This window comes from Heyndrickxia sp. FSL W8-0423 (assembly GCF_038009395.1).
Classification (GTDB): domain Bacteria; phylum Bacillota; class Bacilli; order Bacillales; family Bacillaceae_C; genus Heyndrickxia; species Heyndrickxia sporothermodurans.
Genome location: NZ_JBBPBE010000001.1, coordinates 599,884 through 615,240, shown reverse-complemented (window position 1 = coordinate 615,240; position 15,357 = coordinate 599,884). Strand labels below are relative to the sequence as shown.

Sequence of the window (15,357 nt, the reverse complement as noted above, 5' to 3'; positions counted from 1 at the left end):
TTTCTTTTATATGAGAGGGAAATTGATTATTATAGTAGAAAAGCAGGTAATAGGGGTGTTTAAAATAAAAAAGAAGTTTTTGAATATTGGAATTGGGATGATTATCGTTCTGGTTATCATTTGGCTATTAAATCAAGTTAGTTTTGTATTTACCCCGCTAGTTATTTTTATCCAAACTTTGTTTATTCCTTTTCTCATTTCGGGGATTTTATATTATTTGGCAAGACCAGTTGTGAGGCTGTTAGAAGGATGGAAAGTTCCAAGAAAACTTGCGATTATGCTCATATTTGTTGCGCTAATTGGGATTGTTGTTACGGTAGTTGAATTAGTCGGTCCATTATTACAAGATCAATTTAAACGTTTAATAGATAATGTACCAGATATGGTAAAGGCAGCGCAGGACGCATTAAATTATTGGCAAAAAAATCAGGAATACATTCCTCAATTTGCAAAGGACATTATTGCCAGTGTAACGACTAAATTACAAACGAACGCTTTATCAACGGGTGCAGTTGTCGCAAAGGTTCTAAGTAACGTATTCGGTTTCCTTTTCTCACTCGTCATTGTTCCGTTCATTTTGTTCTATATGTTAAGTGATCGTGATAAATTCGTGCCGAATGTGACTCGCTTTTTTCCAAAGTCGAAAGAAAAGGAAATTCGTTCTGTTTTACACGATATGGATAAGGCATTGGGCGGTTATATTCAAGGACAATTAATTGTGAGCTCTGTTGTAGGGATTCTCTTATTAATTGGCTATTTAATTATTGGATTGGATTATGCGTTGATTCTTGCATTATTTGGAATGGCGACGAATGTTATCCCGTTTCTCGGTCCATTTATTGCGGCAACACCAGCAGTTATTGTCGCTTTCTTCCAAAATCCGATTATGGCGGTTTACGTTATTATAGTAATGTTTGTTGCCCAACAAATTGAAAGCAATCTCGTTTCACCGCAAGTAATGGGAAAAACGTTGAATGTCCATCCACTAACGATTATATTGCTTATTTTAGTAGGGGGAAATCTTGCAGGGGTATTAGGAATGATTTTGATTATTCCAACATACGCTGTGTTAAAAGTTGTTGTTTTACATATTTATCAATTAATTCGCTTAAGAAAAATAGAAGAATAATAAAGAAAGAGCGGTCCCACTATAAGGGAAACGCTCTTTCTTTTAGTATTAATTTAAGATAATGATTTTTACGGTTTTCCGTCCCCAAGCTTTGGCTTCTTTGCTAGAGGGTTTGAGTACATCAATTCTATGTCCAATGATGGCACTTCCCGTATCGCCCGCGATCGCAACACCATAACCTTCAACCCAAACTTTTTTGCCAAGAGGAATAACTGAAGGATCGACTGCAATTAATTTCATATTAGGATTTTCCTTAATGTTATAACCTGATGCAGTAATATTTCCTTTCGTATCTTCATGGCTATAAGCAGTTGCTGTTACGTATAGCTCTTTCCCTTTTTTGGGCTTGTCATTATTTCTTCTTTGGGGAGTAGGTGTACTCGAACTTGAACTTGAACTTGTTTGTTTAGTAATACTCACTACTCTTTTCTTAGCTGCTTCCTGCTCTTTTTTAATCGTGTTTTGAATAGTAGTTATCTGTGATTGAAGCGACTCATTATTTTTCTTAGATTGTTTTATATCTTTTTCAATTGAAGCATACTTAGATTGAAGATTTGTTATAGAATCCTGTTTTTCTTGTAAACTATTTTCTAGTTTTATCTGAGCAGAAGCTAATGCTTCCTGATCCTTTTTTAAATCCGCTTCTTTTTTGGCAATTTCTTTTTTATCTTTTTCAATTTGATCGAGATCATCTTGTTGTTGTTCCAATATTTGATTATCAGCCTTTAATAAAACGGCTACGGCGCTTACTCGATCAAGAAAGTCACCGATACTTTCAGAATTTAATAATGTATCAATAATGATATTCGTACGATCATTTTCCTGTAAAGCAACGAGTCGTTTTTTAATAACATCCTCTCTTGCCAGTACTTGATCTTCCAATTTCACTATTTCCTCTTTTTTCTTTTCAATCTCTTCATTTGTTTCCTTTATTTTACCTTCTAAACTACTTAACTCTTTTTTATTTGTAGTAATCTCTGATTGTAATGATTGCCATTGTTGCTGTAAAGTAGTCAGTTCCGTGCCTAAGGCTTCTTTTTCCTTTTCCTTTTCTTGGACGGCTTTCTTATTTTGTTGCATTTGTTTTTTAACATTATGCAAGCTTTCTTGACTTGTTTCTGCTTGGGCTTTTATTGTCATTGGAATAAAAATAACGCTCATCATAAGTATGACAATAGCTCGCCTAATTTTTTGCATAATACAACCCCTTTCTGCTGTATATATAGTTATAACATAAAAAGTAGTATAGAAGATTACAAAACTATTAAATCGTTAATCGGATCAAAATTGTCGTAAGTAAAGCTATTTAAAAATAATAGAAAAAATTTTTTACCATAAAGAAGGGATTTTAGAGAATTAAGTCGAATATTAGATTATTATGGGGATTTAGAAGATTGTATAAAATAGATGAAACTAACATAGTTTAGGGAGAAGAAGGTTCCCTATTTCTTAATTTATTGGGGGGGTTCGATTGATAACATTTCGAAATGTTAATAAGCATTATGGGTCATTTCATGTTTTAAAAGATATTAATCTTGAAGTCAATCAAGGTGAAGTAGTGGTTGTCATTGGTCCATCTGGATCAGGGAAAAGCACGATGCTACGCTGCATTAACCGACTGGAAACAATTTCAGACGGCGAGCTCATCGTAAGTGGGATTAAAGTAAATGACAAGCAAACCGATATAAATAAATTACGCCGAAATATAGGGATGGTATTTCAACATTTTAATCTATATCCTCATAAGACTGTTTTACAAAATATCACTTTAGCCCCTATAAAAGTCCTCGGCGAAGATAAGAAAAAGGCTGAAGAAACAGCTATGTATTATTTAGAAAAGGTAGGAATCCCTGATAAAGCAAATTCCTATCCTTCTCAATTATCAGGTGGTCAGCAACAAAGGGTAGCAATTGCTAGAGGATTGGCAATGAAACCACAAGTAATGTTGTTCGATGAGCCAACTTCAGCATTAGATCCGGAAATGATTGGGGAAGTGCTTGAAGTAATGAAATCCTTAGCACAAGAGGGGATGACAATGGTTGTAGTCACACATGAAATGGGATTTGCTAAAGAAGTGGCCAATCGTGTCGTTTTCATGGATGAAGGGCGAATTGTGGAGGAAGGCAAGCCTGCTGACTTTTTTGCCAATCCACAAGCTGAACGAGCTCAGCTCTTTTTAAAACGTGTGTTAAATCATTAAATATATAAGGGGGAAAAGTAAATGAAGAAAATGAAAAAGTGGTTGTTTTTGGGGGTAGTGTTTACATTAATTGCTGCATTAATGGCAGGTTGTGGAAAGTCTTCGTCAGGAGATTCGAGTAAAAGCACACTAGAAAAGATTAAAGATCGTGGGAAATTTGTTGTTGGTGTTAAATATGATACGTATTTATTTGGTTACAAAGATCCTAAAAGTGGTGATGTAACAGGATTCGATATTGATATTGCTAAGGCGCTTGCAAAGAAAATCTTTGGTGATGAAAACAAAATAGAATTAGTTGAAATTACGTCTAAAACTCGTATTCCTAAGCTTAAAAATGGCGACATCGATGCCATCATCGCGACAATGACCATTTCAGAGGAACGCAAAAAAGAGGTAAACTTCTCCGATGTTTATTTTGACGCTGGTCAATCATTGCTTGTGAAAAAGGGAAGCCCAATTAAAAGTGTGGAAGATTTGAAAAAAGGAACAAAAGTTTTAGCTGTTAAAGGTGCTACTTCCGGAGAGAACGTGAAAAAGGTTGCTCCTGATACTGAACTGTTAGAATTTGAAAACTATGCAGAAGCATTCACAGCATTAAAGTCCGGTAAAGGTGATGCCCTTACAACTGACAACTCTATTCTTTATGGTATGGCTGCACAAGACAGCAACTATGAAGTAGTTGGCGGTACTTTTACAGAAGAGCCTTACGGAATTGCTGTTAAAAAGGGTGATAAAGAATTCACTGATTATATCAACAAATTTTTAAAAGAACTTAAAGACAGTGGAGAATACGACAAAATTAAAGAGAAGTGGATTAAAGAATAACTTTTCTTAGGAGGATGGGCTGAGGCTTGTCCTCTTAAAATATTAGCCTTGTTTTAAGGTAGTGTCAAAAGTTCTATGAAAACTCAATAGACACTCAGTTCTCTTTACAGTTATTGGTGGAACGGCCCCGCAATCGCTCTTGACAAACACGCCAATGGTTTGAATTCAGGATAACAAGGGCGAAGGGGACAAAAAGAAGGCATGCCAAATAAGCCCTTGGTTTTTACAATTTTAAACCATTGGCAAGTTCGGTTTGTCAAGAGTTCGCTCCGCCGATTGCTGAATAGCTCAAAAGCTTAAGGGCTCTGCTAAACAAAAAGTTAGGCAGACCTTTGTTCAAAAATCCACTGTTGGGCTAGTCCAATAAGCTTTGTCCATCGAGCTGGCATTGTTGGCAACCCTGATATCTCTGGATTAACAACAGGCACTTTACCTTCTAGGGATGCATGAGGACGTAGAAAGTTAAAATAAGCCACAAACAGGGTGACATAAGAAACAGATCCTTGTTCGGATCCAAAGCCATGCGTAGAGCGATAATTGCCCTTGAAAGTTCGGTTCAGTCTCTCGATGATTTGTTTCAGAGGCCTATATTCAGCCGAAACCGGGTCCTCATTCGTCAATCCGATGACTTGTTTCACATCAAAGCGAATTCCATGCTGGGCGAAAAAGTGTTGAGCCAGAAGGTAAATTGGATTTCCATCGACTACGAAGGTAAGATTCTCCGGGATCTCTTTCATCTTCACTAACACTTTATCAATGGCTCGAATGGCTGATGCTGTATCCCGATTAGGAGACACAGGATAGGAAAGAATAATCTTTTTTACCGCATCAAAAAAGAAAAATAAGTAGTGCCATTTTCCGTTCACTTTGATGTAAGTTTCATCTCCGGAGAATTGATCGGAAAGCTCGTACGGATAATGATCCACATAAGACTTAAGCAAAAGTGCCACACTGTTTTCGTAATTCAATATCGTTTGATGAGAAATCGCTACACCGTGGATATCTTGCATAATGGCTGCTGTCCTACGGGCCGAAAGTCCATAGTTTATGTGATAGGTCAAAATCAAACCCAATGTATGTGGTGAAGCATAGATCTTGGACAAATCAACCCTTGGAAGTTCAGGTGATTGTTTAGACAAAGGTAAAAAGTCTATATGAAACTGACGAAAAATATATCTTACTTTAAATGCTTGAGGATCTTTTTCAAATCGTTTCTTCTCTTTGGGAGACATCGCTTGCAGCTTCTTTTGATAATAGGAACAGTCATTATTTTTACACTTGAAAACGGAGAAATCTTTCCGTTCCTTGATCTTCTCAAGAGTTCTGGCACAGTGAGGGCATTTTAAAATAGCCTCTTTGGAAAAACGATTCTTATCACTGAATAGACAAGAACATACCTTACATTGAAACTGACCTTTATCTCCATTGTTGGCATAAAGAAAGTCCGAAGGAGCACCACACTGTGGACAGTTCAATGATTTAGGTACTGATACTTTTGAATTAGCACGCCTTTGAACCGGTTTGAGAGGTTTCCCGTGCTGCTCATAGAACTCTTGTAAAAGAATTTTATAGTCAAGCTGTTCAATCGTTTCAATAATCGGAAGATCATCTACCTGAAGCTTTCGATAAGGCATATTAACGGGCTCTTCCGTTGGTTTCTCAAACATATTTTCACCTACAAGAAGAGTCAATAAATAACGAATAATATGTTCTTGATACTTGATAAATTCGAGTAAATAGGTTAATAATTGAGGATACAACTTGTCACTTCCTGTTCTAAGGTATTGTGTGTGTGGTAACCTCAATTATCCTTAGGTTTCAGGGGGTGGCAAGTTTTTTGCTTGTGAAGCTCTTTAAATCAAGGAATTATTAACTTTTTACTATAGATGTTTTGACAATACGTGTTTTAAAAAGGGAGGGAGATTATGCTTGATTTCTCCGTATTAACTAATTATTTTGATTTGTATATGGATGGATTTCTTCAAACGATTAAAGTGAGCCTCATCGGCCTTGTTTGTAGTTTTGTATTAGGGGTAATTGTAGCAATCATGCGTATTGCCCCGTTTAAAATACTAAATTTCTTTGGTGCATGCTTTGTCGAGTTTATTAGAAATATTCCACTAATCGTTATTTTATTTTTCTTTTATCACGGATTGAGTTCAATATTTAATTTTAGTGGATTTGTAGCCGGAACGATTGCCCTTACAATTTATACTGCAGCCTTTATAGCAGAAGCTGTCCGTGCCGGAATTCAATCTGTTGATAAAGGACAAATGGAAGCGGCACGTTCATCGGGCCTTAATTATATCCAAACAATGAGGTACATTATTTTGCCTCAAGCAGTTAAAATTGTCATACCTCCAATAGGTAATCAATTTATAAATCTTGTTAAAAATTCATCCATACTTGGAGTAGCAGCAGGTTTAGAATTAATGTATTTTGGCGACTATATCGCACAAAAAAACTATGCCATTTTTGATACGTATATATTTGTTGGATTATTTTATTTAATATTAACCATCCCGTTAAGTTTATTTGTCAATTATTTAGAAAGAAGATTGGCAAAAAGCTATTAAAAGAGGGGGGATAAATGATGGATTTTGTAGGCGCGTACTCCAGTGGAAACATTAGCTACTTACTTAAAGGTTTTTTAGTTACATTAGAAGTTGCTTTTATATCAATTATTTTAAGTTTTGTTATAGGAAGCCTTCTTGGAATATTTAGATATGCAAAAATACCTGTTTTTTCAAAAATAGTCGCTGTTCTTGTTGAAGCAATACGTAATCTTCCCTTAATATTAATTATCTTTTTTACTTATTTCGCACTGCCTGAAGTAGGAATTAAAATGGGGGTTATGACAGCAGCTATTGCTGCATTAACGATTTTCGAATCGGCAATGATATCTGAAATCGTCCGAAGCGGTTTAAACTCTATTGAAAAAGGACAAATTGAGGCATCAAGGTCTTCCGGATTAAATTACGTACAAACGATGTGGCATATCATTCTTCCACAAGCATTAAAAAGAATGATACCTCCATTAGTTAGTCAATTTATTTCATTGTTAAAAGATACCTCCTTAGCAGTAATTATTGCTTTACCGGAACTTCTTCATAATGCACAAGGTATCTATAGCGGCCCAAAAGGCGGAAATCAAATCATTCCGATTATCATTATGGTAGCCCTAATGTATTTTGTTGTTAATTATGCATTATCACTTCTTTCTCGGGCATTAGAGAAACGTTTAGATACAACTCATAAGAAGGATAAAGGAAGGAATAAATTTCAAGGGAATAATCAAGAGGTATTGCCAAGTAATTTATCATAAAGAGCTGCCCTCGCAGGCAGTTTTTTATATTATCCGTCAATTTTCCCAACAATTAAAAACAAAAAGGGTGTGTCAATAATTTTGTGTAAATAACCCTATTTCCGGTAGAAAAGTTAGCCTGCTTATTTTAGTTGATAAAACTTCTATCTCTAGGTTAAACACAGAGCCACAGCGGTAGCTGCTTGTCCTTGACCTTGTGCCTTTTCTTAGTTCTTGCTGGTTGGGTTCAGGGACCCGGCCAGCGAGAACTTAGAAAAGATCGGTCGTGGTACGCTAGGTGTGCGGATAAAGTCCCCACATAGGGCTTTATTTTTCCCATCCGACAACCTACACACCACCACGACCGCAAACAAGGTCAAGGATGGCGGATCAGTGCTAGAGCTTAATCTTCCAGTGCTTCAAACATGTGTATCAATTCTGATTTGGCCTTTTCAAAGCCTCGATGACAACGCATGCCAAACTTGTGATTATAGTCTAGAAACCGTGTCACGAGAAAGCGTTCTAAGGATTCTTCATTCGGGAATTGTTCTTTGCGTTTGACATATCGTTTGATTTCTTTGTTAAAAGCTTCAATTAAGTTTGTCGAGTAGATACTGCGACGTATGGAAGCTGGAAAATCAAAAAACGTTAAGATCCGTTTGTTGTTCATCACTGATTCAATGACACGTGGATAAGGCTTTTCCCACTTGCTTTGCATCTGTTCTAAGGCTTCTAAAGCTTCTTCACGGTCTTTCGCTTGATAGACGGCCTTAAAATCATCGAGAATGGCTGCGCGATCCTTTACACGTACTTTGCTGGAAATGTTTCGAGCGACATGTACACAGCACACTTGATGTTTCGCCTTTGGATAGACACGGTGAATGCTATCTGTCATCCCTGGCAATCCATCGGAAATGAAGAGAAGAACGTTTTCTACTCCTCGCTCATGTAGGCATTGGAGGAGTTCTTCCCATACGTGCGAAGACTCAGTTGGTGCAATGGTAAAGTCTAAAACTTCTTTGTTTCCTTCTTCCGTAATACCAATAGCGATGTAGACAGCTTCTTTTTCAACCGTTTGACGTCGAATCGGAATATGAGTGGCATCCAAGTAAATGCACACATAGCGTTCTTCCAGCTTTCGTTCATGGAAAGCCTTCACGTCTTCAGAAACAAGTTGCGTTAGGTTCGAAACCGTTTGTTTGGAATAGTGATGTCCATACATTCGCTCAATGAGATGAGCGATTTCATTTGTCGTAATCCCTTTTTCATAAAGGTGAATGACAAACTGTTCCAGCGTATCATTGGAACGCTTATAGGGAGCTATTGTTTGTTGTTGGAACTGGCCATTACGGTCTCTAGGGATACGAAGGTGTAGTTCTCCGTATTCGGTTTTAAAGGTACGATCGTAGTAGCCATTACGGGAATTGCCGGAATGAAAACCTTCTCGATCATAAGGCTCATAGTCTAAAAAGACAGTTAATTCATGTTTTAACAGCTGATTGATGGCTGTTTCCAAATGATGACGAAAAACTTCTTCAATATCTTGTTTTTGTGCTAGTGCTTCGATTAAATCTGTAGTAAGATGAATCATAGGGAAGACCTCTTTTCTGTGAATTTTGTCGGCTAACTTTATTCTACAGAAAGGGTCTTCCTTTTTCTATGAACATTATTTAGTGCATTTCTATTTACACAAAATATTTTACACTCTCAACAAAAATTTAAGGATAAAAAGTATGAGACAAATTATTAGAAACATAAAATTATAAAAAAACATAAATTTTTTTGATAATATAGTATGAAAGTATGAGAAAATAAAGTAATATGTGAGGTGTAAGTTGTTTAAATTCAAGAGCTTGGGAGGAAAGCGATAAGATGGCAGAGTTTGTTAGCGGTTTTTTTCAAAAAAGAAGTGTAAAGCGTTTCATTATATTTGCTTTACTTGCACTTATAATATATTTTTTGAGAAGTATGATGAATTTAATACTGCTAACATTTATTTTTGCGTTTTTAATGGACCGTCTATCAGTATTTGTTTCTAGACGATTACATGTAAATCGCAAATTAACGGTTGTTGTCCTATATGTTGCCAGTGTCGGCCTATTATCGCTCGGTATTAGTAAATATTTACCGGTACTCATCAATGAAATAACCCAACTAATCAAGCAACTGATTGAATTCTATTCCCAGCCGCAAGATAATGTAGTGGTGAACTATATTGTTGAGAAGATAATAGAAAAAAATGAAATAACCAACTTTTTAAAACAAGGATTTACGTTCCTGCTTGGATATTTCACTAATATAGGAAAATTGAGCATAGATGTATTTTTATCTCTCATACTAAGTATATTTTACCTTTTGGAAAAAGAGAGACTCATTGACTTTACAAAGAAATTTAAAACAAGCAAAGTATCTCCGTTTTATGATGAGATTGAGTTTTTTAGCAAAAAATTCGCATTAACTTTTGGTAAGGTAATTGAAGCGCAATTTATTATAGCGATTGTAAATACGGTATTAACAACGATTGCCCTTTCCATTATGGGATTTCCGCAATTGTTTGGCTTAGCAATTATGATTTTCTTCCTAGGATTAATACCGGTAGCAGGAGTAATTATCTCACTAATTCCGCTTTGCTTCATAGCATATAGTATAGGCGGTTTTATTCAAGTATTATATGTAGTGATTATCGTAGTGATTGTTCATGCGGTTGAAGCATATGTATTAAATCCAAAATTAATGTCTTCAAAGACAAACCTTCCAGTATTTTATACATTTATTGTATTAATCTTTTCGGAGCATTTCTTCGGTGTCTGGGGCTTAATATTAGGAATCCCAGTTTTCGTATTCCTTTTAGATGTTCTAGATGTTCAAAATGAAAAGAATAAAAAGATAAAATAGTATAAAGTCGCTTGACATTGGATAAAAAAATTAGTATATTTTTTAAAAAATTATATATAAAAAAACGTTGAAAAGGACTAGTAGAGTGTGTCCGTCTTTTCTAGAGAGGAAACAATTGGTGAAAAGTTTCTAAAGACAGCATTTGAACCTGCCTTGGAGTTCTGTATCGATCTTACTTAAGATACAAGCGGTTTACACGAACCGTTATCAATAATGAAGTGTACAGCAATGCTGTAAATAAGGGTGGTACCACCAGACCTCGGTCCCTTTTAAGGAATCGAGGTCTTTTTGCGTTTAAAAAAATAGAAGGGAAGATGTATTGTGGCAAAGGATAAAAAGTTTGTTGAAGAGATTACCGCAATGGAAGATGATTTTGCACAATGGTATACAGATGTTGTAAAAAAGGCTGATTTAGTTGATTACTCATCAGTAAGAGGGTCAATGATTATTCGCCCATACGGTTTTGCCATTTGGGAAAATATCCGTGACATACTAGACGGAAAAATTAAAGAAACAGGTCATGAAAATATTTACATGCCTTTACTTATTCCTGAAAGTCTATTACAAAAGGAAAAAGATCATATTGAAGGTTTTGCACCTGAAGTTGCTTGGGTCACACATGGGGGTTCAGAAGAATTAGCAGAACGCTTAGTTATCCGTCCAACATCGGAAGTTCTATTTGGTGAACATTATGCGAATATCATACACTCCTATCGTGATCTACCTAAATTATATAATCAATGGGCGAATGTCGTTCGCTGGGAAAAAACAACAAGACCATTCTTACGCTCATTAGAGTTCTTATGGCAAGAAGGGCACACATGTCATGCTACAAGCGAGGATGCCCAGGAAGAAACGGCAAGAATGCTTGATATGTATGCTGAAGTATGTGAAAAATATCTTGCAATACCTGTACTTCGCGGTCGTAAAACGGATAAGGAAAAATTCGCCGGTGCAGTTCATACGTTAACGATTGAAAGCTTAATGCATGACGGAAAAGCATTGCAATCAGGTACCTCCCACTATTTAGGAACCGGCTTTGCCGAAGCATTCGGTATCCAATTTACCGACAAAAATGGTGAACTTCAAACTGTACACCAAACTTCATGGGGAATTACTACAAGAATAATCGGTGCGTTAATTATGGTCCATGGTGACAATCGCGGCCTTGTAGTACCGCCAAAAGTTGCTCCAAAACAAGTGATGATCGTACCGATTGCACAGCATAAAGAGGGCGTCCTTGATAAAGCATATGAGCTAAGAGATCAATTGAAGAAAGTTGCAAGAGTCGATATCGATGCAAGCGACAAAATGCCTGGCTGGAAGTTCAATGAATCTGAAATGAAGGGAATCCCAGTTCGTCTAGAAGTGGGTCCTAAAGACATCGAAAAAGGTCAAGTCGTCCTAGTTCGCCGTGATACAGGTGAAAAAATCTTCGTTCCAATGGCTGAACTCGAAACGAAGGTTGTAGAACTTCTTGAAGATATTCAAAACAATCTATTTGAAAAAGCAAAGGCACACCGTGAAGAAAAAACAAGTATTGCACGCAATATGGACGAATTCAAACAAGTACTTGTTGAAAATCCAGGCTTTATTAAAGCAATGTGGTGCGGCGATGTAGCTTGTGAAAACTTCATTAAAGATGAAACATCCGCAACATCCCGTTGCATTCCTTTTGAAGGTGAACCAGTTTCTGATACATGTGTCTGCTGCGGCGGCGAAGCGAAACACTTAGTCTACTGGGCAAAAGCATATTAATTTTATAAAAAATACAGATGAATGGGTCATCTGTATTTTTTTGTTTGTTTAGAAAACTATAAAATTCTAGACATGTGGATAACTGTTCGATAAAATGTTCGTATTAATAGTAGGAGTATCGGTATGAGTAAGCAAGTCGCAGAGGTATTTCAATATCATTATCAAAAGAGAAGCAAAAAACGAAATTTGACCGTTAGGGTTATTACCGTTATTCATTACATTAGGTTATGTAAATTATTTTGTGTAAATGATTTTGTTACCATATTTTTGACTATACTAAAATATATGTTCTTACCTGCTAGGGGGATAGGGCAATGCTGGGGAGCAACCCGAGCACCTAGTAGGGTTCTGCACAAAAGGAGATGGGGTTTCCCCATCTTTTTCTCCTTTTGGGAGAACAATAGCGATAAACCCTTAGGGCAGAGCCCTAACACGTCCCAATACAAATTGAAACGATTATTTTCCAAGCCGACCATTAAACATAATATCGAACTGTTGTCTACATTCTAACCATCCTGGAACGGGAATAGTCCATTTTTCTGTTACTCCTACTGTAGCGAGATAGACAATCTTTCTTAAAGCATTATCGCTAGGATAAGCATTCTTTGTTTTAGTCACCTTTCTAAGCTGTCTATGAAAGGCCTCAATCGTATTTGTTGTATATATTAACTTTCTAATTTCTACTGGGTAAGAGAAATAAGCAGTTAGCTCAAGCCAATTGTTTTCCCATGATTTGATAATTGATGGATATTTCGTTTCCCACTTATTTTTAAACTCTTCGAAAGCCACTTCAGCCTGTTCGAGCGTATAAGCTTTGTATACTTTCTTTAAATCATCCATTACCACTTTACGATTTTTAGTTGGGACATACTTCATATTATTTCGTAATTGGTGGATAACACATGACTGAATAGTAGTATCTGGAAATGTTGCATTAATAGCTTCGGAGAAGCCAGAAAGCCCGTCTTTACAAGCGATTAGGATGTCTTCGACACCACGGCTTTTGAGCTCCTGACAAACATTTAGCCAAAAACTAGCACTCTCATTTTCACCTATCCAAATACCAAGGATGTCTTTGACTCCATCAGTATTAATACCTAAAACTGTATATGCAGCTTTACTAACAATTCTATTTTCATGTTTCACTTTAAAGTGAATCGCATCCAAAAACACAATTGGATAAACAGGGTCTAGTAGACGAGACTGCCATTCATAAACAAGAGGTAATATCTTATCCGTAACTTTACTTACCAAACTTGGAGAAACATTCACACCGTAAATATCCTTCATGTGACTTTCAATATCTCTAGTCGACATTCCTTTTGAATACAGGGTTATAATCTGGTCTTCCAGCCCATTGATGGATGTTTCGTATTTTTTAATGATTTGAGGTTCAAAATCTCCTTTACGATCTCTTGGTATGCTTAATTCGGTCTCACCAAACTTACTTTTAATCGTCTTTTTACTATACCCATTTCGGCTATTTCCCGAGTTATTGCCCCTTGAATCGTGTTTTGAGTAACCTAGATGATTCTCGATTTCTGCTTCAAATACCTGTTGAAGAGTCTCCTTAAAAAGATCCTTAATCATGGCATGTATATCGTCAACAGTTTCACATTGACCAGCCAATTCCCTGATTGTCATGTCCTTAAAATTTTGCATTAATGATCATCTCCTAGTTATAATTATTAGAAAATTATGACCATTTACACAAAATTTTATACATTCTCTTACATTATGAAAAAAACTCCGAATGGAGCCCAAGATCCAAATCCAAAGTCCATCTTGGTCATCAAAACGAGCGAATGGAGCCCAAGATCCAAAACTTAAATCCATCTTGGTCATCAAAGCGGGCGAATGGAGCCCAAGATCCAAATCCAAAGTCCATCTTGGTCATCAAAACGAGCGAATGAAGCTCAAGATCCAAAACTTAGATCCAACTTGGTCATCAAAGCGAGCGAATGAAGCTCAAGATCCAAATCCAAAGTCCATCTTGGTCATCATAGCGAGCGAATGAAACCCAAGATCCAATACAAAAATCCAACTTGGTTGTTCCCAAAATCGAAACACTAGAACCAAGCCCAACCCAAACCGATTAAAATGAGAAGGAACCGATCAAAAAAGAGGATGAACCGATCAAAAATAAACCGAACCAATCTAATAAAAAAGTGGACCGTTCAAAAAAGTAAAGGTAGTATTTTTGAAACAAAAAAATCAAAATATAGCAAGTTTCTACATGCAAGCAATTTAATCAAACGTTTGATTAAACATATAAAAAATCCAGCCAAATCAAGCGAAAATTTGAATAAGTAATTGCATATTTTGTCGATGTCAGTGCTCTTTTAATAATATTTCGACATAAAAAAACCTTAGCTCAAAATAAAAGCTAAGGTAATTTCTTATTCGTTACAGCTGTTCATCGAAACCCATTTATCCGCCCAATGCTGGACTTCGTCAAGAACTGGAGTAATCGCATGACCTTTTTCACTTAATCGATACTCGATTCGAACGGGTGTTTCCGGATACACATCCCGAATAACGATATTCTCGTTTTCCAATTCCTTTAATCGATCGGAAAGCATTTTTTGACTTATATGTGGAATTTGCTCGGCAATTTCATTAAATCGCATTGGGTGACTTTCCAAAACACGGATAATTACACCAATCCATCGTTTTCCTAATAATTGAAATGCCTTCTCAAATTTTGGACATAGTCGTGAATTTTCCATATTGCTACACCTCCTATATGGAATGAAGCATAACTTTCTTCCTAGTTGTTATCTATTATACACCTTTTGTTAACTTACTAATAGTTAGTTAGTTTATTTTATAAAAAATAATTTTCACACAAACAATTTGTGAAATATTTGTAATATATGCATGATTTCAATAAAAGGGGGTATTAAATAAAACAAGGAGATGATTAAAATGGCGAAATTAAATCGGGTTGTACTAGCAGGTATAGGAATTGCTGGTGTGTCGTTTCTTTCATCTAAGAACAATCGTGAGAAGGCACGGGTTATGTTGAATAATGTTAAGACAAAAGTGGATTCCTGGATGAAAAAGAAAAAGCACAATAAATCACCGATGACGAAGATAGGCCACTCCGATCCCCACGATATAGCTGATAATAAAATGGTCAGTGAAGGTGCTATGTATAGTGTTGATTATTACAATATGGTAGAACAAGAAGAATAGATTGGAGAGGGTTCGGTAATTATTTACTGAACCCTTTTTTCATTAACT

Annotated in this window: 13 protein-coding genes and 1 other annotated feature; of the genes, 8 read left to right on the top strand and 5 right to left on the bottom strand. The window is 36.2% G+C overall.

From position 1 onward, the window contains the following. The first annotated feature begins 55 nt into the window (after positions 1–55). Positions 56–1,129, top strand: coding sequence for an AI-2E family transporter (locus MKY81_RS03010; protein WP_235598306.1), 1,074 nt, complete (start codon positions 56–58; stop codon positions 1,127–1,129). A 48-nt stretch (positions 1,130–1,177) separates the two neighbouring features. Here the strand turns inward: MKY81_RS03010 and MKY81_RS03005 are convergent, their stop codons facing one another. Then, entirely contained in the window at positions 1,178–2,326 is a 1,149-nt protein-coding gene (locus MKY81_RS03005) for a 3D domain-containing protein (RefSeq protein ID WP_244913492.1), read from the bottom strand. A 274-nt stretch (positions 2,327–2,600) separates the two neighbouring features. On the opposite strand from MKY81_RS03005, the gene MKY81_RS03000 reads away from it, so the two are divergent. Next, positions 2,601–3,329 (top strand): amino acid ABC transporter ATP-binding protein, encoded by a 729-nt coding sequence (locus tag MKY81_RS03000; RefSeq protein ID WP_066231104.1) that lies wholly within the window; start codon positions 2,601–2,603, stop codon positions 3,327–3,329. A gap of 21 nt (positions 3,330–3,350) precedes the next feature. Continuing rightward, entirely contained in the window at positions 3,351–4,154 is an 804-nt protein-coding gene (locus MKY81_RS02995) for a transporter substrate-binding domain-containing protein (protein WP_066231107.1), read from the top strand. A gap of 320 nt (positions 4,155–4,474) precedes the next feature. On the opposite strand, the gene MKY81_RS02990 is transcribed toward MKY81_RS02995, so the two are convergent. Continuing rightward, positions 4,475–5,914: a DDE-type integrase/transposase/recombinase gene (locus tag MKY81_RS02990; RefSeq protein WP_066235067.1), complete on the bottom strand. Its 1,440-nt coding sequence runs from the start codon at positions 5,912–5,914 to the stop codon at positions 4,475–4,477. Between the two features lie 165 nt (positions 5,915–6,079). Here MKY81_RS02990 and MKY81_RS02985 point away from each other — a divergent pair, with 165 nt between their 5' ends. Then, on the top strand, positions 6,080–6,730 hold the full coding sequence (locus tag MKY81_RS02985) for an amino acid ABC transporter permease (protein WP_066231112.1): 651 nt from the start codon (positions 6,080–6,082) through the stop codon (positions 6,728–6,730). A 17-nt stretch (positions 6,731–6,747) separates the two neighbouring features. Continuing rightward, a complete protein-coding gene (locus MKY81_RS02980; protein ID WP_084347608.1) occupies positions 6,748–7,479 on the top strand; it encodes an amino acid ABC transporter permease in 732 nt (243 codons plus the stop codon). A 382-nt stretch (positions 7,480–7,861) separates the two neighbouring features. Here the strand turns inward: MKY81_RS02980 and MKY81_RS02975 are convergent, their stop codons facing one another. Continuing rightward, a complete protein-coding gene (locus MKY81_RS02975; protein ID WP_341116480.1) occupies positions 7,862–9,049 on the bottom strand; it encodes an IS256 family transposase in 1,188 nt (395 codons plus the stop codon). Positions 9,050–9,330: 281 nt separating this feature from the next. Between MKY81_RS02975 and MKY81_RS02970 the strand changes: the two genes are divergently transcribed. Further along, on the top strand, positions 9,331–10,353 hold the full coding sequence (locus MKY81_RS02970) for an AI-2E family transporter (RefSeq protein ID WP_066231115.1): 1,023 nt from the start codon (positions 9,331–9,333) through the stop codon (positions 10,351–10,353). 58 nt (positions 10,354–10,411) lie between these two features. Next, positions 10,412–10,624 (top strand) — a binding site (T-box leader). 89 nt (positions 10,625–10,713) lie between these two features. After that, positions 10,714–12,111, top strand: a complete 1,398-nt coding sequence (proS, locus tag MKY81_RS02965) for a proline--tRNA ligase (RefSeq protein ID WP_213087603.1) — start codon at positions 10,714–10,716, stop codon at positions 12,109–12,111. 456 nt (positions 12,112–12,567) lie between these two features. Here the strand turns inward: proS and MKY81_RS02960 are convergent, their stop codons facing one another. Beyond that, positions 12,568–13,773 (bottom strand): IS256 family transposase, encoded by a 1,206-nt coding sequence (locus MKY81_RS02960; RefSeq protein WP_341116671.1) that lies wholly within the window; start codon positions 13,771–13,773, stop codon positions 12,568–12,570. Between the two features lie 737 nt (positions 13,774–14,510). Next, positions 14,511–14,840: a winged helix-turn-helix transcriptional regulator gene (locus MKY81_RS02955; RefSeq protein ID WP_066231120.1), complete on the bottom strand. Its 330-nt coding sequence runs from the start codon at positions 14,838–14,840 to the stop codon at positions 14,511–14,513. Positions 14,841–15,039: 199 nt separating this feature from the next. On the opposite strand from MKY81_RS02955, the gene MKY81_RS02950 reads away from it, so the two are divergent. After that, the gene (locus MKY81_RS02950; protein WP_066231123.1) at positions 15,040–15,309 is read left to right on the top strand and encodes a hypothetical protein; all 270 of its coding nucleotides are present in this window, start codon (positions 15,040–15,042) and stop codon (positions 15,307–15,309) included. The last annotated feature ends 48 nt before the right edge of the window (positions 15,310–15,357 follow it).

Bases quoted from the DNA above. Each gene is read 5' to 3' on its own strand.
- MKY81_RS02980 (WP_084347608.1), top strand. From the start codon at position 6,748: ATGGATTTTGTAGGCGCGTACTCCAGTGGAAACATTAGCTACTTACTT.
- MKY81_RS02975 (WP_341116480.1), bottom strand. From the start codon at position 9,049: ATGATTCATCTTACTACAGATTTAATCGAAGCACTAGCACAAAAACAA.
- MKY81_RS02970 (WP_066231115.1), top strand. From the start codon at position 9,331: ATGGCAGAGTTTGTTAGCGGTTTTTTTCAAAAAAGAAGTGTAAAGCGT.
- MKY81_RS02960 (WP_341116671.1), bottom strand. From the start codon at position 13,773: ATGCAAAATTTTAAGGACATGACAATCAGGGAATTGGCTGGTCAATGT.
- MKY81_RS02995 (WP_066231107.1), top strand. From the start codon at position 3,351: ATGAAGAAAATGAAAAAGTGGTTGTTTTTGGGGGTAGTGTTTACATTA.
- MKY81_RS02955 (WP_066231120.1), bottom strand. From the start codon at position 14,840: ATGGAAAATTCACGACTATGTCCAAAATTTGAGAAGGCATTTCAATTA.
- MKY81_RS03005 (WP_244913492.1), bottom strand. From the start codon at position 2,326: ATGCAAAAAATTAGGCGAGCTATTGTCATACTTATGATGAGCGTTATT.
- MKY81_RS02985 (WP_066231112.1), top strand. From the start codon at position 6,080: ATGCTTGATTTCTCCGTATTAACTAATTATTTTGATTTGTATATGGAT.
- MKY81_RS02950 (WP_066231123.1), top strand. From the start codon at position 15,040: ATGGCGAAATTAAATCGGGTTGTACTAGCAGGTATAGGAATTGCTGGT.
- proS (WP_213087603.1), top strand. From the start codon at position 10,714: ATGGAAGATGATTTTGCACAATGGTATACAGATGTTGTAAAAAAGGCT.